We start from the raw sequence: 23,845 nt of genomic DNA, 5'->3' as shown, positions 1-23,845 counted from the left end.
ACTGTCACCCAGCAGCGCTCAAGGTGCGACAGTCCAAGGAGCGGCGGTTTGTGCCTCGGGCACAACCACCGTAAGGGGCGGAGTGGGGAGTTGCCAAGTGCCGAGTGCAGGCTGCAAAGGCAATTGGCGGGCGTCGTTCGCCGATGAAATAACGTCCTCCCTCCGGCCAGCTGCGGCGGTTGTGCTCGCACAAATCGCCCCTCTCAGGTTGAGCTGGAGCGATGCGTCGAGAAAGGAAAGCACGAGGGCGACCGCTCTGGTTGGCCTCCTTTGTGGACATTCGCTGTCACATCACAGCGCTTCGTCCACAGGACAACCCAGCGACACTACCAGAGACTGATGGTCTCACCCGGCTCTGGGGAGATGATTTCGCTCTGAGGAAGCGCGGTCGAAAGCGTCTGGTGGAACCAGGCCTGGGCGGGCGCGTCACCATGAACGAGGAGCACCTTGCGGGGGCTGACCTTGGTCACGTAGGAGACGATGTCCTCCCGCACCGCGTGGGCGCTGAAGTCAAAGCTGGCAACCCGGCAGAGGAGGGGCACCTCGGGAAGCTGAGGATCGAGTTTGATCTTTTCACCCTGCTTCGCGTTCCGGATGCGGTAGCCCGGAGTGGCGGGATCTGTGTAACCCACGAAGGCGATCGTGTTCTTGGGATTGTCCATGAACCGCATGGCAAACTGGTTGGACGTCGTGCCTTCACTCATCATGCCGCTGGAGAGGGCATAGATGGTCCGGACATTGTAGAGCAGCTCCTTGCGGCGTTTGCGCGGGGCCACCAGCGTGTCCATGTCCTCCAGAATGCGGAAGCCCTCATAGCTGCGCCGGGTTTTGCTGGCGTAGTTGTCGTACAGAACGGTCATCTTGGTGCTCAGGCCACCGATGAAAACTGGAGCGTTAGGGATGAGGTCCATCTGGTGCAACTCATGCAGCATCACCAGGAGTTCCTGGGATTTGCCGAGGGCAAAGACGGGGATCATCACGGCGCCACCCTTGTCAAAGGTCTCACGAATCACCTGGGCGAGACGCTCCTTTTCCGCTTTGCGGGAAAAGTTGGCCGGTCGCTGGAAGTCGCCTCGGGTGGTTTCAATGATCAGGGTATCAATGCCCGTAGTGGGGAAATCTGCCTCCCGGGCGATTGTTTGGGGTTCGAAGTTCACGTCCCCTGTGTAAAATGCGGTCTTGCCCTCGTGCCGGATCATGATGCCGGCAGAGCCGATGATGTGGCCAGCGTCAAAGAAGGTGCATTCCACCTCGGAATCCGGCAGAAAGAACGGACGGCGTAGATCGCGGTAGTTCCAGCGGCCTTTGATGCCGTCGATCTCCTTGTGGGTGAAGAGCGGGTACTCTTGAATGCCCTGCTCCTCCCGCTGGCGGGTCATCACGTTCACGGAGTTGTGAAGCATGGCTGCGCCCACTTCGCCCGTGGGCTCCGTCATGTAGACTGGCGTGCGCGGCTGGCGGCGTTGAAGCACAGGCAGGGCACCGATGTGGTCGTGGTGCGCGTGCGTGACCAGGATGGAGTTGACGGTGTCATGGGGCACCGAATTGAAATTGGGCAGCGAATCGTGACCTTTTTCCTTGGGGTGGGCACCGGCGTCGAGAATAATGCGCTGGCGGCCGTTCTCGATGAGATACGAATTGGCGCCAATCTCCCTGCGGCGCAACAGACTGCGAAAGGTCATGTGATAAAGCAAAAACTGAGGTACTGCGGGAAAATCGATCCGTGCAGTTCTCGCTACCGGAAAAATCAGGGCTTGGCAAGGAGCATTCCTGTCTGGCGATCAGGCGGGCTCCGGTTCAGCTGGCTGAATTTCTTCCCGGCGTGGTGCCTTCCGGTGTGGCCACAGGAAGCACCACAGGGTGCTGGGGGCAATGACCGCAACCACCGGGAGGGGAGAACACCAGATCAGGCTCGTCTGGAAAACCAGAATGCCTGCGCCCACGCAAAGTACCACCATAGCGAAACCGAAGACCAGTGAACCGAGGCGGCCCTGGCGGGCCTGCCAGAAGGCGAGTAGAGCGGTGACACCTGCCACGACCCACTCCCACCGCTGGGAAGCCTGGTGGTAGGCGGGGGCGGAGAGGGCGGCCGCAATGGTGCGAGCTTCCTCTGCGCCAGCCTTGGTGTGGGAGATGACGATGATCTTTTTTTTGCCCAGGGCCTCCTTGTTCACCGCTTCCGACGGCACCCCGAGTTCAGGAGTGAGCAGGTCGAGGGCATTCACGACCGGCACATCGACCTCCTTTGGCACCCGCACGGCGGCGGTGCGATCGAGGGGGATGACATAGCGGTCGCCCAGGCTGAGCCGGGCTCCTGCGCCGAGGCGGAGTCGCATGACGGAGTAGGGGATGCGGCGGTACAGGGTGACGGCCTGGGCTGCGACGGTCGGGACGATCTTGGACTCGTATCGGGCCAGGAGGGGGACGCTGCCTTCCGGAGTGTTGCTGGTGCCGGCAATGGTGGTGACTCCCATCTGCCCTACCACGCGGAGCGTCTTGGACGGGATGCCCACCACCTGGTTGAAGGATGGCATGGCTTCGATGGAATCCTCTGCTTCACCCATGGAGGGCATCTCGGTCTCGAGGAAGGCTTTGGTCTCCGGCGTCAGGGCCGCGGCTCCGGCGTCTGAGCTCGATACTTCAAACCCAAAGACGACCGAAGGCTGCGCCACCAGCGTCTGCCGCAGCGGCAGGACGAACTCGGGTGATTCGTTGTCCCAATGGAGACTGTCGGCAAAGGCCACCACCTCGGGCTCGTGGTGTGCGATCCGCTTCATCGCCATGATGTAATCCAGCGGGGCAGGCGGCCAGGCGCTGTACTCGGCCTTTTCATCTTCGCGGAACTGGACGAGCACGACATCGCTGGAGAGGGCCTGGGAGGTTTCGGCGTCCTTGCTCCGCGTGTTGGCCACCAGGAAGTCCACGTACCAGGGGTCCACCTCCGGAAACTGGCCCCGCCCGCCACCGACGTAGAGCCAGGCAAGGCTGCCGCCGATGGCGGCGAGAAGCAGGATCAGGCGAACAGGGTTCATGAAATCGGGGCTTGGGGAGGCCGGGATCAGAGTTCGATGAGAAACAGATGCATGAACGTGCCCCGGGGATCCAGACTGACGAAGTTCGAGGAGCCGTGCCATTGGTAGCCGCCACCGTGGATGAGATCGCGCACCCGGTAGGTCGCATCGTACGACAGGCCGAGGGCTCCCATGTCCAGCTCCACCATGGCTGAGGCCGTGTCGTGCGGACTGAGATTGATGATGGCGAGCACGCGGTTGCTGAAGTCTGACGTCACCTTGCTGAACACGATGATCTGGTCGTGCCCGCAGTGGTGGAACTTCAGGTTGTCATAGAGCTGCAGAGCCCGGTTGTCCTGGCGCGCGCGGTTGAGTTCGCGGATAAACCCTTTGATGTTCCCAGGGGCGTTCCAGTCCCGTCCTTTGACCTCGTATTTCTCGGAGTCCAGGTACTCTTCACGGCCTGGCAGCGGCTGGTTTTCGCAGAGTTCATAGCCGCTGTAGATGCCCCAGCTGGGGACCAGCAGGGCGGCCAGGGCGGCGCGGAGTTTGAAGCTGGGGGCGCCGGCGTTCTGCAGGTGGTGAGGCAGGATATCCGGGGTGTTGGGCCAGAAGTTGCCCCGGTAGTACCAGCGCATGTCACCCTGGGTCAGCTCATTGGCGTACTCGGTGAGCTCGTGCTTGCTCTCACGCCAGGTGAAGTAGGTGTAGCTCTGGCTGAAGCCGATCTTGCCCAGACCCTGCATCATGCGGGGTTTTGTGAATGCCTCGGCCAGGAAGATCACATCCGGATCCTTGGCCTGCACCTCGGCAATCAGCACCTCCCAAAAAGACACGGGCTTGGTGTGCGGATTGTCCACGCGGAAGATCTTCACACCTCGCTCCACCCAGAAGAGCACGACATCGATCAGTTCACGCCACAGTGACTTCCAATCTTCGCAGTGGAAGTTGATGGGGTAAATGTCCTGGTACTTCTTCGGCGGGTTTTCGGCATAGCGGATCGAGCCGTCTTCACGCTGGTGGAACCAGCCTGGATGCTCTTTCACATACGGGTGGTCCGGAGAACAGTTGATGGCAAAGTCCAGGGCGATCTCCATGCCGCGCTGACGAGCTTCTCCGACCAGCCATTCAAAGTCCTCCACCGTGCCCAAAGCGGGCTCCACCGCCCGATGGCCACCATGCGAGGAGCCGATGGCCCAGGGCGAGCCCACATCACCCGGGAGGGCCACGAGAGTGTTGTTCTTCCCTTTGCGATGGGTGACGCCGATGGGATGAATCGGCGGGAAGTAAATCACATCGAAGCCCATCGATTTGGCATCATCAAGACGGGCCAGACAGTCGCGGAAAGTGCTGTGGCGGTCGGCACGACCCTCAGCGCTGCGCGGGAAAAACTCATACCATGCGGAGAAACGGGCGCGCTCGCGCTCCACCACCACCTGAAACACCTCGGACGTGGTGCTGAGTGAGCGGTCGGGGAAGCGCTCCATGATGAGCTGGAGGTCATCGCCCATGATCACATCAATCAACTCCCCTGGCGGCAGCCGGCGCAGCATGTCAGCGAGTTCCAGCAGTTCCGTAGAGGAGGAGCTGGCTCCGGCCGTGCGGGCCCGGCGGGCGGTCTGGTCCAGCAGCTTGGCCCCTTCCCGTGCCTCAATGCGAAGCTCTGGGTCGTTGGCGTCAAACTTGGCCTTGAAGTGCTTCCGCCAAGTCAGCCAGGAGTCGGCCCAGGATTCCACGGCGTATTCCCAGCGTCCGGCAGAGGGAAAGCTGCAGCGGCCCTGCCAGCGGTCGTTTTCCTGGGGGCGCATGGGGGCCTCCGTCCAGCGCGTGTCACCAATCTTGTGCCACTTCAACAAGGTGCACATGATGATGTGGCCGTCGGTAAACGCATCGGCATAGACGTCCAACGGCTCATTGATCACCCGCTTGATCAGGTAGTTGGAGGCACCCAGTGACGGGTGGAAATTCTCAATCGTGACGGTTGGAGCGTGGGCATGCTTCGGTTCCATGAGAAGTGGTCAGAGGCTGACCCCTCACAAGGACACATGAGACGTGGCAAAGCAAAGGCTTTGTGGCCTCTCTTCGTGCGCCTTTTGGGCTCAACGGAAGTCCGTCAGTGTGCGCCATTGAGCCGCGTCAGGGCACCCACGGGGGCGAGGAGCGGGTGGCGGTCGCAGATGTCACGCAGACGACCCAGCGCGACGGGAATATGCTGCTCAAACTGCGGTTTGCCCAGGTTGCGGCTGAGATTGGCGTAGGCCCCGATGGCCTGCATGAGCCTTTGAGCGGCGCAGAGCTGGTAGGTCTCGCGGAGCTCTCCCAGATCCCGCCCTGTGTGCTGGGCATACCAGGCAAGCAGGTCTTCCCGCTCATTTTCCGCGAGGTCCACATAGGGATCCAGCAGGAGGGAGGCGAGGTCATATTCGGCCAGGCCGGGACGCACGCCTTGATAGTCGATCAACCAGGCAGAGCCTTCCCGGATGAGTACGTTTTGGCTTTGGAAATCGCGATGAACCAGGCCGCGGGGGAGGCTTGCCAGGTGGTCCCGGAGCGCTTTGAGTGCTTCGTGGGTCTCTTCCAAGCTGGCGCTGGTGGGGTCTTTGCCCAGCAGGCCCTGCACGTAGTGGTTGAGGAAATAGTTCTGCTCCCACTCATAGAGCCGGTCATCGAAGCACAGCTCCATCTCCGCGATGTCCTCTGCGCTCAGGGCACCGGCATTCACATTGTGGAGCTTGGCCGCTTCTTCCAGGGTGGATTCGTAGAGGGGGCGTCGGGTTTCCCAGGACTGCTCCCGGAAGGAATGCAGATCCACATGCCCTAGATCCTCCAGCCACACGCAGAGGTTCTCGGTATCGTGGGCAAAGATGCGGGGGACGTGAATGCCCAGTTTCTCCAGACGAAGGGTGGCCGGGACAAAGCGGGGGTTGTCCGGGCGCGCCATGGTGTAAACCATAAGGATCACGCCTGACTCGGCCGGGCTCTCAAAATGCACGCGGTAGAACAGCCGGTCGGACCCGCCCTTGAGGATGGCATCCAGGCGAACGGCCTTGGGCCAACCGGGGAGCTGGGTGGCGGTCAGTTCGAGAAGTTGGGAGTCCGTGAGCATCAGGGGCGCGGAGTTTTCGGCAGTCTGGAGCGGATTGCAAGTACGGTCTGCACCCGGAGCCGCCCTTCAGAGTTTAGACATCGGTGTTGGTCAATTCCCCGCTGGCTTCCATGCCGCTGCGGACGATGCAGCGTCGGAGCACAGCGCCGGGGGCGACGCGAGCATCGGACCAGAGCAGGCAGTCTTCCAGCTCGGCATGTTCCCCAATCTGCGCGTGCTTAGAGATCAGATTGAACCCTCGAAGGGTGGCGGAGGGGTGAACTTGCGCCTCTGGGTGGACCGGGCTCCACGAAGCACGAGCCTCTGAGGCATAGGTGGGGAAGGTGCCGCCCTCTGAAAAGATGGCGCGATGGGCCTCCAGATACTGAGTGCGATCCCCCAGGTCCCACCATGAGCCGTCGTTCACGACCACGCTGCCGATCGGGGCGCCCGACTGGATGAGCGAGAGGAAGATGGGGATGACTGATTCGATCTTGCCGGGTGTGAGGTGCTTCAAGAACGCCGGGTGCACTGCGTAGATGCCGGTGAACTGGTGGGTGCCGTTTTGTCCCGTGCCGAGCATGTTCCGGATATCCGTGAGACGTCCCGTCTCGCGATCTCGTGCGATGTGCTGGCCGGGCCCATCGCTGCGGAGCACGAGGGTGACGAGGTTTCCGGAGGTCAGATGGTGCTCCCAGAGGGGTGCCAGGGGCAGGTCCGTCAGAATGTCCCCGTTGTACACGACGAACGACTCCTCCCGGATCAGGTCTGCGATGTTGGCAATGCCACCGGCGGTTTCGAGCAGGACGGGTTCGTGGCGGAAGGTGATGGGCAGTCCCTCATATTGGGAGTCCGGGAACGCCTCGGTGTAGGCCCCGGCCAGATGGTGCGTGTTCACGATGAACTCACGCGCTCCTGCCCGCCTCAGGTGTTCAAAGGCGTGGGCGATGAGAGGTTGATGGCAAACGGGGATGAGCGGCTTGGGGAGCTGGTCGGTCAGCGGTCGCAACCGCGTACCAAGCCCGGCACCCAAGACAAAGGCCTGAGTCATGCATTCGTACTACGATCTCAAGCAGGGGCTTGCAAACGGATGGAACGTGGCGGAGAGAATTCGTATCTAAATTGAGGCATGAACGGGTACGAACGGAGCATTCTCGCAGCACAGGGTTACCTGGAGTTGGGCATGTTCCAAGCGGTGTGGCACGAGTTGCAAGACCTTCCGGGTGAGTATCTGGCGCGGCCAGATGCGCTGGAGATCCTGACCTTGAGCCTGATGGGCCAGCTCCGCTGGGAGGATGCCCTGCGCGTGGCGCAGCGTCTCTGCCAGGAAGCACCGCAAGAGCCCGGCGGCTTCATTCATGAAGCTTACTGCCTCCATGAACTGGGAAATACGCTGGGGGCGCTCAATGTGCTGCTCAAGGGACCTCCTTCCCTGCGAACCAAGGCGGTGTATTTCTACAACATCGGCTGCTACCACGCCCGGTTGGGGAATCGTGACGAGGCGTTGAACATGCTGGAAAAGTCGTTTGAGATGGATTCCAGCCTGAAGAAGACTGCCAAACGGGATCCAGACCTGGTCAACATCAAGGACGAGCTGTAGGCCATGGGGGATCACCAGCTCTCCTCTCGTCTGGAGCAGACGCTTCGTCCGTTGTTCGAGCGGAACTTCGCCGAACGGGGCGAGCTTGGGGCCTCCATTTCTGTGTATCACGAAGGGGAAGAAGTATTGAACCTCTGCGGCGGCACCTTGGATCGAAGCGGTGCCCGGGCCTGGGAGGCTGACACTCTGGTCCCCGTGTGGAGCGCTACCAAAGGGGTGGCCGCCGTGACCTGTCTGCTGGCCCTGGAGGAAGCGGGACTGTCTCTGGATAAACGGGTGGTGGAACTTTGGCCGGCCTTCGCCGGGGGAGGCAAGGGGGAGGTCACTTTCCGGCAACTCCTGAGTCATACAGCAGGGCTTTCCGCGCTGGATGGTGTGGTGCCGATTGAGGATGCTCCCGCCGTGATCGCTGCCCTCGAGGCACAGGTGCCGAGTTTTCCCCCTGGCACGGCTCAGGGTTATCACGCCCGCACGTTTGGATTTCTGCTGGATGAGATCGTCCAGCACGCCACACGGGGCCTCACGCTGGGCAACTACTTTCGGGAAAAGATCGGGGAACCGATGGAGCTCGATTTCTGGATTGGCCTGCCTGAGTCCGAGCTCTCGCGGGTGGCTACGCTCTATACGGGTCGGGTCAAGGCGGGTGAAGCTCCCACGCCGTTTTTAAAGGCGTTCTCTACCAAGGGGACCCTGACGCAGCGGACGTTTGTTTCCCCCAGCGGATTGAATGCTGTCCAGGATCTGAACAAGCCGGAGACGCTTCAGCGGAGCTACCCGAGCATGGGTGGGGTAGGCTCCGCCCAGGCGCTGGCGGCGTTTTATGCCATGCTGGCTGAAGGCGGGGTGTGGAAGGGGCGTCGCATCGTGAGCGAATCCCTGGTGCGCTCGCTTTCTCAAACGATTTCCCAGCAGGAGGATGCCGTCCTGTGCACCCTGATGGCGTTTGGACCCGGGGTGATGCGTGATCCAGTGGCGGAAGATGGCGTGACGAAATTGCGCCAATTGTTTGGGCGGGGCCTCCTGGCCTTCGGGCATCCCGGGGCGGGCGGCAGTCTGGCTTTTGGCGATCCGGGGCGGCAGTTGTCCTTTGCTTATGTGATGAACCAGATGGAACTGGGCGTGCTGCCCAATGCCAAGAGTCTGGATCTGGTGCAGGCGCTGGATGAGGTGGTGTAGGGGAGACAAAAGACTGCAAGACAGACGACGCAAGACATGGGCTGTCGCCCAGTTGGACGGGCCGGGCGTTCGCGGGAGTTTTGGGCTTCGCTGGTATGCGGTCGTCGTTCACGTGCTGTCGCGGTCAGAAAACGGTGTCGAGCCACCGTACTCCAAGACGCTTCGCGATGGTGGGGGCGGTGAGGAGGAGAGGGAGTGCTTCGGTCGAGTCTGTTTTGCAGCTCGCCTTCCGCGACAAACAAAAAGGCCGCAGACGGGAGCGTCTGCGGCCTCGAAAGGTTCAATCAAAAGTTGGAAAAGGCCGGTAAAACGGCGGGAAGCTTATTCCCAGTCGCCGCCGCCGAAGCCGTCGCGCTTGCCACGGTCCCAGTTGCCCTTGTCTTTGTCGCGGAAACCACCACCGCCGCCGCCTTTGTAGCCGCCGCCACCGCCGCCGCCCTTGTAGCCACCACCGCCGCCGCCGCCACCTTTGTAGCCGCCGCCGCCACCGCCACCACCTGCGCCGCCGCCGCTTTTGTAGCCACCGCCACCACCACCTGCGCCGCCACCAGCGGGACGCGGGGAGAAGGGACGCTCTTCACGCGGACGAGCTTCCACGACTTTCAGAGGGCGCCCAGCCAGCTCAACGTTGTTCAGGCCATTGATGGCAGCACGAGCTTCTTCATCATTGGGCATTTCCACGAACGCAAATCCACGCGAGCGCCCCGTCTCACGATCGAGGATGATCCGGGCGTGGGAGACAAGACCGTAGCGCTCAAAAGATTCGCGCAGCTCATTATCGGTCATGTTATATGAAAGATTACTGACGTAGAGGTTCATCTGGTTTGTCTTTGACTAGGGCCGCCATGTTTTTTGCACAAAGTGATTCGAGTCATGGCGAAAACCAGAATGCACTGCCATGCCGTGGCCAAAAAAAATGAAAACGGCGGTGACACATCGTTCGCCGCCGTGGAAAGTCAACCGATTTGGACAGCCGAGTCTGGCAATCCTCTTAATTGGTTGGGGCTAATAAAGTAGGAGCGCGATCTCGTTGTCGGTGAGGGCGCTGGTGTCCTGCTGGGCCAGAAGAAGGCTCATCTGGTCCATGCTGGCCAGTTGGGACGCCACGGATGTGGATTCTTCCACAGCGGTGAAGTTTTCCTCTTCGACCGTCGGGGAGGCAACCGCCCAATCCGGAGTCGTGCTCTTGGTTGAATGAGTGGCAACAGCCGCTGGGCTGGTGTGGGGTGTTTCCACCTCTGGGGCGCGGACGCCCAACCAGATGGCCAACGCAGCGGTGACCGCCAGACCGGAGCCCGCCCAAGTGCTGCGGGCACCGAACCCATTGGCCAGCCAGCTTTGGCAACGGTCCCACCATGTCTCACGCTGGGGCGTCTGCCGCACGGCGCGCAGGACATTCTGCGTGAAATTGGAACGCGGTTCCACTGACTTGGTTTTACCAAGCAGCTTAAAAACCGGATCGTTGGGAGAAAGTGGCTCCATGGCTACCTGTATCAACCTAAGGGGAGGGAGAAAGTTGCGGGAATTTGCAAAAACGTCAACAGGCACTGGGGGAGAAGGGGCTGACCGGCTCTGCCTGAGGTTGACCACCGCCCGGGAACATTGCACATAGTGCGCCAGATGATCTCCCGTTTTCTCCTCCTGTTCAGTCTGTTTGCCCTCCTCGGGTGCGAGTCGGGCGAACCCGGTGCCATGTCTCTGGATGATATGGAAGGTCCGGAGGGTGAGGCGATGGTAAGGCACCTCCTAAAGACGCTACCTCCCCTGGATCCCCAGGTGCCCAAGGTGTACTCCGTGGTGAAGGGGGACCGGCTTTACAGCACCAGCATGAAATTTGTGGGCCGCATGGATGACTTGCGCCTGAACTTTGTCAGCGGCGAAGTGCTCACCATGCGTGATCCTGACAAGAGCATTGTGGACCCGCGAAGCGGCCTCTCCCCCGTGACGCTGCAGATGACTTCCATGAAGGCTTCTGGAACTGACCGCTGGGATGTGGTGGCGGGATGGGCCTATAAAAAACTCTTCGAGCGCAGCCTGTACCGCCTGGAGAAGAAAGGGGAGGGCTACGAAGCGACTTTGTTGCAGCGGATCGAGGGCAACTATGTGAAGCCGGATGAACCAGTACCGGGCTCTGCGATACCTGCACCTGCTCCGGGCCCGGTGCCAATTCCCGCGCCGGCTCCTGCCGCTGAGGTGAAGCCCTAGAGGGGCCGCCTCATCCAACCTGGAACTGCGGTTTCTGCTCATTTTGCATGGCCTCCAGCCGCTTTCTGCTGCCTTCTGGGTTCACCCTGCTGCTCACTGCGGCGGGGTGTGTTTCGTCTGACCCCTTGGGAACTGAACGTAAGTCGGGCGATTTGGAGGTCGTGAAATCTGGATCGCCACGTCAGTGGACTGCCGCGGCCAGTGTTTCTTCATCGAGTGCCACCGGGTGGCTGAAGGATTTCGATGATCCCGACCTCCAGCGTTTGGTGCGGCTGGCACTGGAACGCAACCATGATCTGAAAGCGGCGGCTGCCAGAGTCACTCAGGCGAGGGCTCAAGCCAAGGCCGCAGGGGCGGATCTCTGGCCTCAGGTGGGTGTGGACTTTGGCGGGCGGCGCAACCAGAGCGCCTCTGGACAGCGATTCGTCGGCTCGGGCGTGCGGAGCAACCGGTTTGAGCTGGGGACGGACATCAGTTGGGAGCTGGACCTCTGGGGGCGCTTGCGAGATCAGCGCGGCGCGGTGGTGACAGGCGCTGAGGCCGCGGAGGAGGATCTGTATGCCGCCCAGTTGTCCCTGGCGGCGACGACGGTGAAGTCCGCGATCACCCTGGCGGAGGCCCGGGCCCAGATTCAACTCTCGGAAGAAAACATTGCCACCCGCCGCATCAACCTCGGGGTTCTGGAGAAACAACTCGACCGGGGCATCGATACCGAACAGGTGGCACTGGATGTGAGCCTGGCGCGGGCGGACCTGGCCCGTGCGGAAGCTACCCTGGCCTCCCGGAAGCGGGAGGCGGACGAGGCGCGGCGGAGCCTGGAACTGCTGCTGGGTGCTTACCCGGCGGGCAAGGAGCGGGGTGTGGCGGATCTGCCTGGCATGCGCAAGAGCGTGCCGGCGGGCCTGCCTTCGGAGATGCTGCTGCGCCGTCCAGATCTGAGGGCCATGGAACGCCGCCTGGAATCGGCACTGCGTTCGGAGAGTGTGGCAAAGAAAGCTTTCCTGCCCAGCTTCAGTCTCACTGGCTCTGGTGGCCTGAGCAGTGACGAACTGTCCCTGCTGCTCCAGCGTGAGGCCGTGGTCTGGAGCCTGGCAGGGAGTGTTGCCCAGCAGGTCTTCCAGGGTGGCAGGCTGCGGGCCAATGCCGAGGAAGCCCGGGCCAAGTACGATGAAATACTCTCCACCTACTCGGGCCAGGCCCTCCAGGCTTTCAAGGAGGTGGAGGGAGCCCTGGCGGCCGAGATTTACCTCAAGGAGCAGGAGGCGGCGCTGACCACAGCGGCGGCTGAGGCGGAGCGTGCGGTGGAACTGGCGATCGGCCGCTACAGCCGGGGGCTGAGTGATGCCCTCACGGTGCTGGACTCGCGTCAGCGGGCCTTCGATGCCCGCAGTGCCCTGCTTGCCGTGCAGGCCTTGCGTTTGAGGAACCGGGCTGATCTCCATCTGGCCCTGGGTGGCTCGTTTTAATCTCCACGAACCCGAAACTTTATGGCATCGAACCCCAGTTTCGAGTGCGCAGGATTCACCCGGCTTCCGGCGGTTTTTACCGCCGCGGAGTGTGGGCATATGACGCAGGTGCTGGGCGCGGTGGCCGGTGCGGGTCGTCGGGGGCTGATGGAAGTGCCCGCCGTGCGGGAGCTCGTGGACTCAGGGCGGGTGAAGGATTGCCTGCAACCGTATCTGGCGGGAGCTCCCCGGTTGGTTCGAGTCATTTACTTCGACAAATCACCCGGAGCCAACTGGCTCGTGCCCTGGCATCAAGATCTGACCTTCGCCGTGCGCGAGAGGAAGGACGTGCCGGGGTTCGGCCCCTGGAGCATGAAGGACGGGATCCCGCATGTGCAGCCGCCAGTGGCGTTGCTGGAGGAGGTCGTGACCATGAGGATTCACCTGGATGCCTGTGACGTGGAGAACGGAGCGCTCAAAGTTCTGCCGGGTACCCACGGGGTGGGAAGACTCGGAGCAGAGCAGATTCAGGATTGCCGGAACCGCGTGAATGAGGTGCTGTGCGAGATGGACGCCGGGGACGTCTTGCTGATGCGCCCGCTGCTGTTGCATGCCTCAGGGAAGTCCACTTCGGAGCGGCATCGCCGCATTCTGCATCTCGAGTTCTGCGGCGTGGATTTGCCAGGCGGACTTGAATGGAGCGAGTGAGGGAGAGGTGAGGCTGTAGAGAGTTCTAGATTCTCACACGAAGGCACAAAGGCACGAAGGGATTGGCCTGCAACGAGCCAAGGACATCGAGCAGCGGTGTGCCCTGCAATTTCCTGCTACCGCAAGACTACGGTTGTCGCGCCGGTGCCGGAGGGGTGGCCGTAGTCGGAGGCGGCGTTACTGCGGGAACTGGGGCATGCACCGGTTTTGCCGGTGTCACGGGTGCTGCCGGGATGACCTTCGTGGGGGCACCTCGGATGTTGGGGTGGAAGATCTCCGCCTCCTTCATGTGAAGCCAGATGCTGAAGACGAGGGCGCCCAAGCCGGTGACCAGCACGCCGTATCCCGCGAGTTGCCCAATTTTTCCGCTGCTGATGAGAGCAAGGATCGCAATGCCGGCCACCGTGAGGTAAACCCACTGGGTGTCTCGCCGGAAAGTGGTCTGGTCTTTGATGGACTTCTTCAGAGGCATCATCTCCAGCACCCGGGGCTGGGCCCGCTCACGGTAGGTGGTGTAGGGAATGACGCTGGCGCAGGCCCCAGCGATCACCAGCAGGGCGATGACCCGGGTCTTGTCCTCCCGGCCCCAGAGGCCGACAGCGAAGAAGATCAAACCGAAAAGCAGCCCGAACAGGGGTACGGGTTCGAGCAAAAGATGCGCATACTCAGCATCCTTGATCCGGCTGATGAGGATGTCGAGATGGGAGAGAAACATGTCGTTGCCGGACCAGTTGTTGGTCTCGGCACGATTGTCGGGAAACCCTTATTTGGCAACCGTGGAAATTCAGAGGATGTGTACCTTTTTGGTGTGCAGCCCTCACCAAAGCCCCAGGCTCTCCATGGTCCGGGTGACATTTCCCGCCCAGTCTTTGTTGGCGGCGGGGCTGGCAGGGCTGGGGTGAAGGATTCGCCCAATCTTGAGGTTCGGGAAGTCTGCCTTCAGCAGCTGAGCGCGTCCTTCGGCGAAGCCGCCTACGCCAATGACCCACTCTGGCTGGAGAGCAGTCACCACCTTCCGGAGGTGTTCATCGCAGGCCTTGTAGAGCGTGGCCATTTCGGGGGCGGGGAGTTTGTCGGGCGTGCGGTTTTTGCCACCCTCTTCCATGAAGACCAGTGGGCAGTAGTTGGCCACGAAGTGCCGGGCAAAGAAGGTGTCGGCGGTGCCGAACTTGGCTGCAAACAGCCCCCAGAGGCGCCGGCCGCTGACCTCACTCTGCGGGCAGTCGAAGCCCACCACGGGGCGTTTGGGATGCTCGGGCATGGGCTTGCCAACCGGGCTGGAGATGCCGAGCCAGTCACGCACCGCAGGGATCTCGCCAAAAGGAACGCCAGTCTGGGTCATTCCGTAGGGGCCAGGGTTCATGCCCAAGAACATGATCTGCTGTCCGGCGCGGCCGTAGCGGTTCAAGTACTGCTCGTGTGGGACGGAGGCGTACTCCAGCGGATTGTAAACGTGCGTGACGGGCTCGCCGAATTTGAGCGGGGCCAGTTTACGGCTGAGTTCCTGGGCGGCTTTGACGAGGGCGGGAGCTGGGCTGGACATGGGGCTGGGGACACACTGGCCAGCCAATGAGAAGACTCAAGATAGAAAGATGCGAGACCTGGGGTGGTGGGGGCGGCAAAGTAGAAGATCCGTCCTGGCTCTTGGGTTCGCTGGGGTTTGAGGAGCAAGAACCGAGACGGTTCTTCTACTCTGGGAGTCGAAGGGAAGCGGGGGGTATTGAACTGCAGGACAAACGCGCCGCGCATCATCCGATGCTCCACCTATGGCTGCAACAGCGGCCCTTGCTCCCTCAATACCGGGGACCGGGGTTCTCGAAGTAATACTGCATGAACTTCATCTCCTGGGCGGTGCGGTCCTCCCAGCCCATGGCGAAGGGCCACACAACCAACTCGACGACATCCCCTGAGAATTTGTCCTCCGGGGCCACCGGCTTCGCGGCATCGGTGGTGAAGTCTCCGATCCGCAGATCGTTGAGAACGCCTACCGTTTCCTTTGGAGTGTCCACTTCGGCACGTCCCTTGGTGCCATCTTCGGACCTCACATTGATGACGGCTTTGTTGACTGCGGTGTCCCAAGTAACCCCCACGAGGCTGTATTGCTTCGTGCTGCGGTTGGTTACCTTGGCCTCGCGACTGGTGTTGCCCGCACGAACCCCGAGACGCCATTCATTGTTGGGGTAAGCCCGGACGTTGATGTAGTTCTTGTTGTCCTCGGTACGGAGGCGGAAGCACCGGATCTCTTTGCCGTAGATGGCGGGGCGCACCAGCATGATGATGGTGACGCCTTTATTGGCGCTACCCTCACCAAAAGGATAGTCGCGACTGTTGGTCGTCCCTTTGGGCATGCTATGCATCATGCCCTGGCCTGTGGCGAAGCGCAGCACGTTCAGGCCAGCCTTCAGTCCGGCGGGTTTGTCAAAGACCAGGGTGGGGGCGTAGGCGGCCTGACCATCAAAGGTCTCCATGGCACCCTCGCCGCTCTGTGGTTGCAGATCGCCCCAGGACTTGATCTGAGAGTTCAGTGCGGCGGGTTTCCCAGGTGCGCCAATGGCTTCCATCTTCTCACCGGCCCGATATTGGAGAATACTCCCGGGAACGATGAAATCTGCCGGACGCGAAGGCAGGGTGGCTGTTGGCGCAGGAGTGGAGGGGGCGCTGGTGGTGGTGCCAGACTGCACCTTGGGCGGGGGCTTGGCCGGATTCTGAGGCTTGCCTTTTGGCCAGACACCCCAGATGAGGCCGATGACCGCGAGACCAGCAAGCGGGTACACCCACTTGGGCACGCCGCCGCCTGCATCCTCGTCATCCGTCTTGGGCTTGCGGGCGGCAACGATGGTGGAGGCGTTGGACAGTGAACCCGGGGCACCCGGACCGGGAGGGTTCACACCTGGACGCCGGGGTTGCAGGCCGGTGGTGCGCTTGGGCACATTGGCGGTCAGCCGCTGGGAAACGCTGCCCGTGGGTGGGCGCGCCATGCTCTGCGTGGTGGAGCCTCGCAGCGGGCCAGTTACGGATCCGCCGCCCACGGGGACGGCCATGGGAATGGCCTCCGCGACAGCGACGGGAGTTTCACTGAACCAACCGGCGGAAGCGAGATCCCGCAACGTTCTGAGGGCCTCGGAGGCATTGGCCGGCCGGTCGTTGGGTTCGAGATTGATCAGCCACATCACCCAGTCACAGATCGGGTCGGGCAGGCGTGGAGCCAGGGTCTTTAGAGGATGCACCCGATGTTCCAGGTGCATGTTCATGATGCCCTGCACGGTAGCGTCGGTGTAGGGGCGGTGGCCGCAGAGTGCCTGGTAATACACGCAACCCAGGGCGTACAGATCGGCACGACCGTCCAGCGGCTTGCGCAGGAATTGCTCGGGAGCCATGTAGTAGATGGACCCCATGATGTTGCCCAGCTGGTCCTCCGTCATCTTCTTGGCACCGTAGGAAAGACGGGCGAGGCCGAAGTCTAAGACCTTGACCTGGATGCGACCGCCGGGCAGGCGCTGCACCTTGATGTTCTCCGGTTTGAGGTCCCGGTGCAGCAAGCTGAGGCTGTGAGCCGCCAGCACGGCCTCCATGGTCTGGGAGGCCAGTTCCTGGAAATCGCCCAAGTTCATTGGCCCGTTGGCAATCCAGTCGGCCAGGGTCTCGCCTTCCACGAGCTCCATGACCATGAAGAACCCCTCGTCATCACTGCTGAGGTCGAAGATGGAGACGATGTTGGGGTGTTGCAGGGTGGCGAGGGAGCCCGCCTCCTTACGCAGGCCGCCAGAATGGGCGTCGGACTGCTCCATCTCTGCCTTCGTGAAGAGACGTTTGATGGCGACATAGCGATCGAGCTGGGTGTCGTACGCTTTGAACACCGCACCCGCCCCGCCTTTGCCGAGCTCTTCGAGGAATTTATACCGTCCTGCCATTCTATTGGATCAAATCAAGAAAAACTCTACCTGTGGCACCTCCACCTTGCCAAGTGCGAATCAAGCAATCTCAATGGTTTAGGGCTTTTTGGCCATGTCTGGGAGCGGCAATTTCACAAAGTCGGCCCACATGGACTCGCAGCGACGCTGATCTGGCACGCCCTCATGGACCCACAGTCCATGCCGCACGTGCAGCGGAGAGGCATCTCCTACAGCGACGGGCTTTTCAAGGGACAGGGCGTTGCACATCCAACCATCGTTCCTCACGTGGTAGGCGGTTGGATGATTTGGATTGCCCGGATGGTTCATCAGGGTGATGCCGGCGAAGCCGTCTGCCGTGAGGCGGCCGCTGTAGTCGCACCAGCGGGCGGGTTTGCGGAAAATCTGCTCCTCATTCACCTGGCCTTCGGAGTTGAGAATACGCCCGCCGCCGTCGTGCACACCGATGGATTTGGCCATGCGGGCGCTCATGAGGCCGAAGCCGCTGCCTTCCAACGTGGTGGTTTGTCCTTTGGGAGCGAGGAATTCACTGTCCACAATGAGCAGCCAGGAGCTGGCATCGGGCGCCGGACGGATCTCCATGTGGCGCTTTTCTATGAGCAGGACCTTTCCATCCTCCTCGTTCACCCAGTGATTGAGTGTCATCATCATGGCAGATTCATCCCCGTCCCAGCAACCCAGCACTTTTTGATGTCGGATGCTGCCGTTGCCCTTGCCGTGCTCGTCTGCCCAGAAGTTGACGCCGCTCACGGCATTGTGGGTGATCCAGATGCCGTAGTGATGACGGTGGCCGTGGGCATCATGCGGATGCCCCATGCGAATCACAGAAGGAGCCAGGGAGGTCTGGGCGGGATACCAGAAGGGGCGTTTCGCAGCCGGATCGAAACGGAAGCGGGTCAGTTCATGACCACGAAAGGTGAAAGACGCCTGGTAGTCCGGCAGCGGCGTCACCTGCACCAGCGGAATGGGCTTAGCGTCAGGGACTGGGGAGGGCTCCTGGGCAGAGCCCTGCACGGGAAGGCTGGCGGCGAGAGCGACGACGAGCCAGAGAAAATGAGGTGCGCGCATGAGGCAGACATACGCGAGGTGGAAGGGGACTTTTCAGCGGTGTGATGGTTAATCCTGCAACCGTCTCTCTGGGAGGTGTCAAAACGGAATATTGTCGTCATCCCAACTCGGTGCCGCATCGGCGTCATGAGGTTCAGCGGATTCGTTGTCCGGTTGCCATGTGGTTGGATCGGTGAGGCGTTGCAATGGAACGGTAGCGGCCTTGGGCCAGACAAGCTTGTTCCCCTCGATGAAAAAATGCCCCCGCTCCCGCAGTGCAGTGATAATGAGCTGGCGCTCTGCTTTGGTGACGGGCTTGGGCAGAAAGGATTTCAGGCTGTTGTGCAGCCTGGGGAGGGTGCGAGGGCCGTGATGTGATTGATTGCTCAACCAATGTTCGACTGATTCGAGGAGCCTTTCAAGCGGGAGAGGGATGAGTGTCTGTGCTGCGATTACGGCATCGAGACTTTCGCTGCGAGATACGGCAGCTTGATGTTTGTTCCTCAGGTGCTCGATCAGGGGATCGAACCGCGAATCATTGGAGACGACATGGATAGGGGAATGAGGATTGTCGCACGTGATCTTGCCCAAGTAGTAGGCGATGTGAAGATCGAGTGCCTGTTGCCCCTCCCCTGGGGCGCGCACGTACTCGCCGTTCGCCCCAAGCATTTGAAGGGCGGTTGCCAGTTCCAGAGACACCGTGTCTTGGTTCCTTCCCAGGAAGACAAGGACCTTGTGCCGGGCCTTCGCCAGGTCGGGTAACCGGGCTGGCTGGCGTTTTCATAGTCAACCAGGACGTAGGTGGCGATCATGGGAAGAGCAGGTCTCCTAAATCTACTGGTCGAACAAGAAGTGCCAATGCTTTCTGGTGCCCCGTTCCGTTTCCACCCGGCAGCGAGACTGCCGCAACTCTTTCGGCGTAGCAATTCGTGATGTTTTCCCGACGTAGGCTCGCTTGAGGCTCACCAACGTCAGGCAACACATGAGATCGCATCCGCCTGGCGTGGAGGTGTTGATGGCGGTGGGGAGAAAGTGGATGCTGTAGGCCTCCCCACCTGATCATACTCTGCGGAGGTACCCAGGGTTGACTCGCTTAAGGCTCGTCCAACCACTGGGCTGTGCTAGATATCCCCTTCGAGGATAAACTGCGGACTGAACCGACGCCTTCCACGGGTTCAGTCGAAGTTCTTCCTCGAAGAGGATGGGGCTACAAGCCCAACGTTGGCGAGCTTCCAGCGAGTCTACGTTGGGTGCTGTCCAACGATGATACTCAGGTGGGAAGGCCAACAGCATGCGCTTTTCCTCCACCACCTTCAACGCCTCCACGTCGCTCGAATGCGATGTTGCATGAATGTTTGGTTGCACCTCGCGAGGCCACCCGATAACTGACGTTCCCGGCAAGATGCCGGAAACAGAACGCAGGGATGCGTGCGCTCCCCAAGCTTCTCAGGCAAAGGCCATTTTGAGAGATCGCCAGACTGCGTTTCGCTACAGAGGTTCCTTGGCAGGCACTCGCTGAAGCGTCTGCTCCGATTCTGATCGGTTATTGACGCTGCAAGGAATATATTAGCCCCGGAGGCGGGGTCTGTCCGGTGCTCATTGATGCGGGTCAGTTTCAGACATTGCGAATGCGACATCGAGCTGTGCTGCTGGGAATCTGAGCCTATCTCATCAATTGACTGCCGCGTTGGTTCAACAACTGAAACGTGGGATTCGCAGGCTTCTCGATGGTGGTGGCTAGCGTTGGTTCGCGGTACTACGAGGTTTGCTGAAAAATAGTCAACGGTCTTGGACTTCTCTGTATGGGACCTTCCATGGGGGCGTTCCCGAGGGCGGTGCTCCCCGGGCAAGCCACTCCAGTCGTTCCACAATGAAATTGAAACGGTCCACGACTACAAGGGTGAGAAGCAAGCTCAACCAAGCTGAACAAGCCAGGCTGCGCAGCCGGGGTTCGTTGGAAAATCGGGGCGAAAAGTGCGTATGCCGTGGGAATCAACAAGATCCCTGTGTAGCGGACTTCCAAAGAGGTGTTGGGGCAGTCATATCGGTTTATGGCGAAGGCGATAAGAAGCAAGGTGGCTGAAAGTGTCAGGCACAAGGAGGCCAGAGAATACCAGGTTGAGAAGTTGCGACGCATGATTGTGGGAGGGGATCGCATGGGCTTGGGGAATGGATCATTTCCGCGGGGCAGGCGATTTGAATCAGGAATTTTGGTGTGAGGATTGTAAGGTGAAACAGTGAAAAGGGAGAAGATGAATGTGTTGTAGTCCGTGAATGCGTGAAGTGGATGGCGATGGCGACATAACGTCGGAGCGCGCATCTGTTGCGGCCGAAATGGATTCTTTTTTGGGCGAATCTTTGGAGCAAACACTGTTGGCCTTCACACCTGACCTTTGGTCACAGCAAGACCCCAATGTAAACTCGCTTGAGGCTCGTCAACATTGGGCTGTGTTAGAAATCCCATTCTGAGATCAGCTTTGGGCCGCGGATTGGCTGACCGTGATCTCATGTCGTCCGTGTCGTGAGGGCGGGGCAGAGGCGTGCTGACTGCGGGAAATGGGATCGGTGCTTTGGGCGTAAGTCCCTGTGGCGACTGAGCCGGTTGGGACAATCGGACTACGCCTGAAACACGCTCGCAGAGTCCGGTTGAGGCAAGAGCGACGGAGATGGTGTCACGTCTCTCCGCCACACCATCCCACGTCGGCGGAAGATTCCCGCGCCGCAGCGGACTTGCTTACCCAACTTTGGACAACTCAAGCTTATTGGCCTCTGGCTTGCTTGCGACTTCAAATTCGAGGCCGAACTGTTTGCTCAAGACCTCGGCGAGGAGGGCTGCATCCGATTTGTGCGGATTGTAAGTGACCTTGCCGAGGTGGAAGGCAAAGGGTTCATCCCGTATGAAGAACTGTTCCCAACGCTCGTGAACTTCAGGAGGGAGCATGGCGAACGTTTGCTTGGTCCAGTAGTGGTTGCGCTTGGGGTAGGCGGTGCAGTGCTGGGGAACCAGAGCCTTGAGCAGCTTGAACCAGGCGGGGAACGGGCGCGAGTAGTGCATGGCAGTGTACCCGACTTTGACCTTCTTGTGATACTGCTCGTACACGAGGTGGCCAATGTCTGGACGCTTGTCCCAAGCCCATTTGAGATTGGTAAGCCGGAACATGTCAACAAGCCCCCTGATGCCTGCTTCTCGCGTGATGGCGATGGCTTTGCCAACGGATGAGCGGCTGCTCTTGGCGGCGTTCAGGATGCGGTCCCGGTACGTGAAGGAATTGATCTTGCCCCGCACAGGTGGAGTGAAATCCAGGCCGAAGTGCAGGTTCTTCTGAAGCCTTGCCCGGTCGATGAACATGCAAATCGCCGTGGGGAAATACATGTAGGTCCGACCAAAGACATTGTACGCATTCAACCGCTCGGGGTGATAGGGGGTGCCCCAGAAGCAGAATTGCTTGCGCCTCATCAGCGCGGGCACCTCACGGATCCATCGGTCCTTTACGATGAAGCAATCGGGATCGAGCAGGAGGATGTGGCTGGTGATGGCGTAGGACAGGGCCATGTTGAGCGCCTTGCCGTGGTGGAAGGATCCGTAGCCGACGTTCGACTTCTCGCGTTTTGTGATGCGAGGGCCGGGAATGACATAGAAGTCCGGGTCGTCTTCCTGAAGGTCTGATGCGTTGTCCGGGGCGGGCGTGTTTTGCACCACCATCCAGTGAACCCGCGTGTCCGGATTGAGCTTCCGGGTCAACGCCAGATTTTGTCGCAGAAGGGAAGCGGAACGAAAGGAGACCGAAATGATCGTGAGATCATCCTCGCCCACGGCATCGAAGTACTGATGGATGTTCATCTGGCAGCGGCAGGTCAGGCGGCGTCGAGACCCAGTTCAAAACGCATAAGGGTGGGAGAGTCGTTCCCGGTAAACTGAAATCCCAGCTTCTTGTGCAGATTCAGGGATCTCTCGTTGTCGTTGCGGACCACGGCCACCAGTTTTCGCGGCACCAGCGGCGGCCAGTCCTGACGCCTGAGGAAGTTGAGCAAATCCACGCCGAGCCCCTGACGGCGGAACTCGGGGGACACGCACACGGTGAGAAGGCCCCCCTCCGGCTCGTAAGCCAGGGCGGCGTAGGCACAGGGTATGCCCTCCGGAGTTCTGGCCAGCCAGACGAAGTAGTTCTTTGGGGCCTGCCGGGAGTATTTCCTCTTCCACCAGCGCGCCTGAGTGAGGGGGCTGATGTGGCCGGTGAAGTTGGTCAACCACTCCCGGCAGTCATTGCGGATCCGCGCCACCGCCAGGGCGTCAGCCAGGGACGCCATTTCCTCAATACGGACGTCGTTCATCGGGATTTAGGAAAGAACTCGTCCACCGTGCTGATGATGTGCTGGACCTGATCCTCCTTGAGCCACCACCCCACGGGGAGGTTGACCTGGCGGGTGGAGAAGGCATCGACACCGGGGAGCTCCGTCTGGAAATCGCGGAATACAGTGTGGCGGTCGTTCCTGGCATGAACCTGGGAGACGGTGATGCCGCGCTCCGCCATGAACTTCATGAACTCCTCGCGATTGTCCACCAGCATGGTGAAGAGCCAGAAGGCGGATTTGCGGTCGTCCTTGTAGTCCAGCAACTCCAGTCCACTCTCTTCGCGCCCGGCGAAAGCCGCCCGGTACGTTTCGCCGTTCTTCTGGTGGGCACCCACGATGCGGGCCGCGTGGTCGAGCTGGGCAACACCGATGCTCGCGGCCACGTCGTTCATGTGGAATTTGTAGCCGAATTCAAGGACATCCTCTTCGCAGCGGAAGTCCTTCCGGGGGACGTCGCGGTCGATTCCGTACCACCTCAATAGCTTGCCCCGTTTGTAGTCCTCTTCCGACCGGCAGATGAGGGCTCCCCCATCCACGGTCGTGACGTGTTTGATCGCCTGGAAGGAGAAAGTGGTAAAGTCAGGGAGTGCCGCCATCTTCTGGTTCTTGTAGGTGGCACCAAAGGCGTGGGCAGCGTCTTCAATGAGGGCGATCTTGTGCTGATCCGCGATGGCACGCAGCTCGGTAAAGTCGCAGGGATAGCCACCCCAGTCCACGCAAACGATCGCCTTGGTTTTCGGCGTGATCTTTTCCGCCACACTCTTAGGGCAGAGGTTGCCAGTCTTGGGATTGATGTCCGCCCACACGATCCGCGCACCATTGGCAAGGATGGGAACGTTCGTTGCCATGCAGGTCATGGCGGTCGAGATCACTTCATCACCGTGCTCAACCCCCGCCAGGCGGAGCGCGAGGTGGAGGGCGGACGTGCCGGAATTGAGTGTGAGGACGTGTGGCGACGTCACCCAATCTTTCAATTTCGATTCAAACGCTTCTACCTGGGGCCCCTGACCAATGAAGCCGCAGCCGAGCACTTCGGCGCTGCGCGCAATTGCCTCTGGAGACATGAAGACACTGAACAACGGGATTGATGGAGCCATAAAAAGGCATCGAAACTACTACTTTTGCGGAAGAACTACAAGATGTGTCAGATGTAAATTACTCATTTTAAGTATTCACACATCCGCGGTCATCTCATTGGCAGTGCCCAAGAGTGCAATGCATTACGTGCAAAAGGCAAAATTGGGGTGCCGCACGGTCGCAAAGGTGGGTTGATCGGTGGTAGGGGCGATTTCACCTCCAAGCGC

20 protein-coding genes are annotated in these 23,845 nt (G+C 60.6%); 5 read left to right on the top strand and 15 right to left on the bottom strand.

Annotation, left to right across the window (positions count from 1 at the left end; genetic code table 11):
* Positions 1-326: 326 nt before the first annotated feature.
* The 5 genes from BV034_RS30235 to BV034_RS30215 form a co-directional block, all read right to left on the bottom strand.
* Complete coding sequence (locus tag BV034_RS30235; protein WP_050030671.1) at positions 327-1,682, bottom strand: MBL fold metallo-hydrolase; 1,356 nt, start codon at positions 1,680-1,682, stop codon at positions 327-329.
* Positions 1,683-1,781: 99 nt separating this feature from the next.
* Positions 1,782-3,032: a hypothetical protein gene (locus tag BV034_RS30230; RefSeq protein WP_050030670.1), complete on the bottom strand. Its 1,251-nt coding sequence runs from the start codon at positions 3,030-3,032 to the stop codon at positions 1,782-1,784.
* A gap of 26 nt (positions 3,033-3,058) precedes the next feature.
* Complete coding sequence (locus BV034_RS30225; protein WP_050030669.1) at positions 3,059-5,020, bottom strand: alpha-1,4-glucan--maltose-1-phosphate maltosyltransferase; 1,962 nt, start codon at positions 5,018-5,020, stop codon at positions 3,059-3,061.
* A 104-nt stretch (positions 5,021-5,124) separates the two neighbouring features.
* Positions 5,125-6,117 carry a phosphotransferase gene (locus tag BV034_RS30220; protein ID WP_050030668.1) on the bottom strand — a complete coding sequence of 331 codons (993 nt, stop codon included), beginning with the start codon at positions 6,115-6,117 and terminating at the stop codon, positions 5,125-5,127.
* 73 nt (positions 6,118-6,190) lie between these two features.
* Positions 6,191-7,147 (bottom strand): sugar phosphate nucleotidyltransferase, encoded by a 957-nt coding sequence (locus BV034_RS30215; RefSeq protein ID WP_050030667.1) that lies wholly within the window; start codon positions 7,145-7,147, stop codon positions 6,191-6,193.
* 78 nt (positions 7,148-7,225) lie between these two features.
* On the opposite strand from BV034_RS30215, the gene BV034_RS30210 reads away from it, so the two are divergent.
* Both BV034_RS30210 and BV034_RS30205 read left to right on the top strand, forming a co-directional pair.
* Positions 7,226-7,696 (top strand): hypothetical protein, encoded by a 471-nt coding sequence (locus BV034_RS30210; RefSeq protein ID WP_050030666.1) that lies wholly within the window; start codon positions 7,226-7,228, stop codon positions 7,694-7,696.
* Positions 7,697-7,699: 3 nt separating this feature from the next.
* Complete coding sequence (locus tag BV034_RS30205; RefSeq protein ID WP_050030665.1) at positions 7,700-8,872, top strand: serine hydrolase domain-containing protein; 1,173 nt, start codon at positions 7,700-7,702, stop codon at positions 8,870-8,872.
* A 321-nt stretch (positions 8,873-9,193) separates the two neighbouring features.
* Here the strand turns inward: BV034_RS30205 and BV034_RS30200 are convergent, their stop codons facing one another.
* Together BV034_RS30200 and BV034_RS30195 are read right to left on the bottom strand one after the other, a co-directional pair.
* On the bottom strand, positions 9,194-9,691 hold the full coding sequence (locus BV034_RS30200) for an RNA-binding protein (protein ID WP_081888223.1): 498 nt from the start codon (positions 9,689-9,691) through the stop codon (positions 9,194-9,196).
* Between the two features lie 186 nt (positions 9,692-9,877).
* Positions 9,878-10,354 carry a hypothetical protein gene (locus BV034_RS30195; protein ID WP_050030663.1) on the bottom strand — a complete coding sequence of 159 codons (477 nt, stop codon included), beginning with the start codon at positions 10,352-10,354 and terminating at the stop codon, positions 9,878-9,880.
* A gap of 138 nt (positions 10,355-10,492) precedes the next feature.
* Here BV034_RS30195 and BV034_RS30190 point away from each other — a divergent pair, with 138 nt between their 5' ends.
* From BV034_RS30190 to BV034_RS30180, 3 genes are read left to right on the top strand one after another with little or no spacing between them, the layout of a single operon-like run.
* A complete protein-coding gene (locus BV034_RS30190; RefSeq protein ID WP_050030662.1) occupies positions 10,493-11,077 on the top strand; it encodes a hypothetical protein in 585 nt (194 codons plus the stop codon).
* Positions 11,078-11,124: 47 nt separating this feature from the next.
* Positions 11,125-12,543, top strand: coding sequence for an efflux transporter outer membrane subunit (locus tag BV034_RS30185; protein WP_050030661.1), 1,419 nt, complete (start codon positions 11,125-11,127; stop codon positions 12,541-12,543).
* A 21-nt stretch (positions 12,544-12,564) separates the two neighbouring features.
* The gene (locus BV034_RS30180; protein ID WP_265593632.1) at positions 12,565-13,230 is read left to right on the top strand and encodes a phytanoyl-CoA dioxygenase family protein; all 666 of its coding nucleotides are present in this window, start codon (positions 12,565-12,567) and stop codon (positions 13,228-13,230) included.
* Positions 13,231-13,357: 127 nt separating this feature from the next.
* Here the strand turns inward: BV034_RS30180 and BV034_RS30175 are convergent, their stop codons facing one another.
* The 8 genes from BV034_RS30175 to BV034_RS30140 all read right to left on the bottom strand — a co-directional run bounded on the left by BV034_RS30175 (position 13,358) and on the right by BV034_RS30140 (position 23,638).
* Positions 13,358-13,945, bottom strand: coding sequence for a hypothetical protein (locus BV034_RS30175; protein WP_050030659.1), 588 nt, complete (start codon positions 13,943-13,945; stop codon positions 13,358-13,360).
* Between the two features lie 102 nt (positions 13,946-14,047).
* Positions 14,048-14,773 carry a uracil-DNA glycosylase family protein gene (locus BV034_RS30170; protein WP_050030658.1) on the bottom strand — a complete coding sequence of 242 codons (726 nt, stop codon included), beginning with the start codon at positions 14,771-14,773 and terminating at the stop codon, positions 14,048-14,050.
* Positions 14,774-15,023: 250 nt separating this feature from the next.
* The gene (locus tag BV034_RS30165) at positions 15,024-17,141 is read right to left on the bottom strand and encodes a protein kinase (RefSeq protein ID WP_050030657.1); all 2,118 of its coding nucleotides are present in this window, start codon (positions 17,139-17,141) and stop codon (positions 15,024-15,026) included.
* A 78-nt stretch (positions 17,142-17,219) separates the two neighbouring features.
* Complete coding sequence (locus BV034_RS30160) at positions 17,220-18,209, bottom strand: PmoA family protein (protein ID WP_050030656.1); 990 nt, start codon at positions 18,207-18,209, stop codon at positions 17,220-17,222.
* A 78-nt stretch (positions 18,210-18,287) separates the two neighbouring features.
* A complete protein-coding gene (locus tag BV034_RS30155; RefSeq protein WP_265593641.1) occupies positions 18,288-18,941 on the bottom strand; it encodes a PIN domain-containing protein in 654 nt (217 codons plus the stop codon).
* A gap of 1,981 nt (positions 18,942-20,922) precedes the next feature.
* Entirely contained in the window at positions 20,923-22,029 is a 1,107-nt protein-coding gene (locus BV034_RS30150; protein ID WP_050030654.1) for a hypothetical protein, read from the bottom strand.
* 14 nt (positions 22,030-22,043) lie between these two features.
* Positions 22,044-22,520, bottom strand: a complete 477-nt coding sequence (locus BV034_RS30145; RefSeq protein WP_050030653.1) for a GNAT family N-acetyltransferase — start codon at positions 22,518-22,520, stop codon at positions 22,044-22,046.
* Positions 22,517-23,638 carry a DegT/DnrJ/EryC1/StrS family aminotransferase gene (locus BV034_RS30140; RefSeq protein ID WP_081888222.1) on the bottom strand — a complete coding sequence of 374 codons (1,122 nt, stop codon included), beginning with the start codon at positions 23,636-23,638 and terminating at the stop codon, positions 22,517-22,519. Before BV034_RS30140 ends, BV034_RS30145 begins: the two co-directional genes overlap by 4 nt.
* Between the last annotated feature and the right edge of the window lie 207 nt (positions 23,639-23,845).

Origin of the sequence: Verrucomicrobium sp. BvORR034 (genome assembly GCF_000739635.1) — a bacterium.
Taxonomy (GTDB): domain Bacteria; phylum Verrucomicrobiota; class Verrucomicrobiia; order Verrucomicrobiales; family Verrucomicrobiaceae; genus Verrucomicrobium.
This window is presented reverse-complemented; position numbering and strand designations above follow the sequence as displayed.

What these genes read in the sequence shown, in the direction of transcription:
- BV034_RS30190 (WP_050030662.1), top strand. Translation starts at nt 10,493, where the DNA reads ATGATCTCCCGTTTTCTCCTCCTGTTCAGTCTGTTTGCCCTCCTCGGG.
- BV034_RS30205 (WP_050030665.1), top strand. Translation starts at nt 7,700, where the DNA reads ATGGGGGATCACCAGCTCTCCTCTCGTCTGGAGCAGACGCTTCGTCCG.
- BV034_RS30160 (WP_050030656.1), bottom strand. Translation starts at nt 18,209, where the DNA reads ATGCGCGCACCTCATTTTCTCTGGCTCGTCGTCGCTCTCGCCGCCAGC.
- BV034_RS30140 (WP_081888222.1), bottom strand. Translation starts at nt 23,638, where the DNA reads ATGGCTCCATCAATCCCGTTGTTCAGTGTCTTCATGTCTCCAGAGGCA.
- BV034_RS30220 (WP_050030668.1), bottom strand. Translation starts at nt 6,117, where the DNA reads ATGCTCACGGACTCCCAACTTCTCGAACTGACCGCCACCCAGCTCCCC.
- BV034_RS30210 (WP_050030666.1), top strand. Translation starts at nt 7,226, where the DNA reads ATGAACGGGTACGAACGGAGCATTCTCGCAGCACAGGGTTACCTGGAG.
- BV034_RS30175 (WP_050030659.1), bottom strand. Translation starts at nt 13,945, where the DNA reads ATGTTTCTCTCCCATCTCGACATCCTCATCAGCCGGATCAAGGATGCT.
- BV034_RS30165 (WP_050030657.1), bottom strand. Translation starts at nt 17,141, where the DNA reads ATGGCAGGACGGTATAAATTCCTCGAAGAGCTCGGCAAAGGCGGGGCG.
- BV034_RS30235 (WP_050030671.1), bottom strand. Translation starts at nt 1,682, where the DNA reads ATGACCTTTCGCAGTCTGTTGCGCCGCAGGGAGATTGGCGCCAATTCG.
- BV034_RS30230 (WP_050030670.1), bottom strand. Translation starts at nt 3,032, where the DNA reads ATGAACCCTGTTCGCCTGATCCTGCTTCTCGCCGCCATCGGCGGCAGC.
- BV034_RS30180 (WP_265593632.1), top strand. Translation starts at nt 12,565, where the DNA reads ATGGCATCGAACCCCAGTTTCGAGTGCGCAGGATTCACCCGGCTTCCG.
- BV034_RS30215 (WP_050030667.1), bottom strand. Translation starts at nt 7,147, where the DNA reads ATGACTCAGGCCTTTGTCTTGGGTGCCGGGCTTGGTACGCGGTTGCGA.
- BV034_RS30185 (WP_050030661.1), top strand. Translation starts at nt 11,125, where the DNA reads ATGGCCTCCAGCCGCTTTCTGCTGCCTTCTGGGTTCACCCTGCTGCTC.
- BV034_RS30150 (WP_050030654.1), bottom strand. Translation starts at nt 22,029, where the DNA reads ATGAACATCCATCAGTACTTCGATGCCGTGGGCGAGGATGATCTCACG.
- BV034_RS30145 (WP_050030653.1), bottom strand. Translation starts at nt 22,520, where the DNA reads ATGAACGACGTCCGTATTGAGGAAATGGCGTCCCTGGCTGACGCCCTG.
- BV034_RS30195 (WP_050030663.1), bottom strand. Translation starts at nt 10,354, where the DNA reads ATGGAGCCACTTTCTCCCAACGATCCGGTTTTTAAGCTGCTTGGTAAA.
- BV034_RS30170 (WP_050030658.1), bottom strand. Translation starts at nt 14,773, where the DNA reads ATGTCCAGCCCAGCTCCCGCCCTCGTCAAAGCCGCCCAGGAACTCAGC.
- BV034_RS30200 (WP_081888223.1), bottom strand. Translation starts at nt 9,691, where the DNA reads ATGAACCTCTACGTCAGTAATCTTTCATATAACATGACCGATAATGAG.
- BV034_RS30225 (WP_050030669.1), bottom strand. Translation starts at nt 5,020, where the DNA reads ATGGAACCGAAGCATGCCCACGCTCCAACCGTCACGATTGAGAATTTC.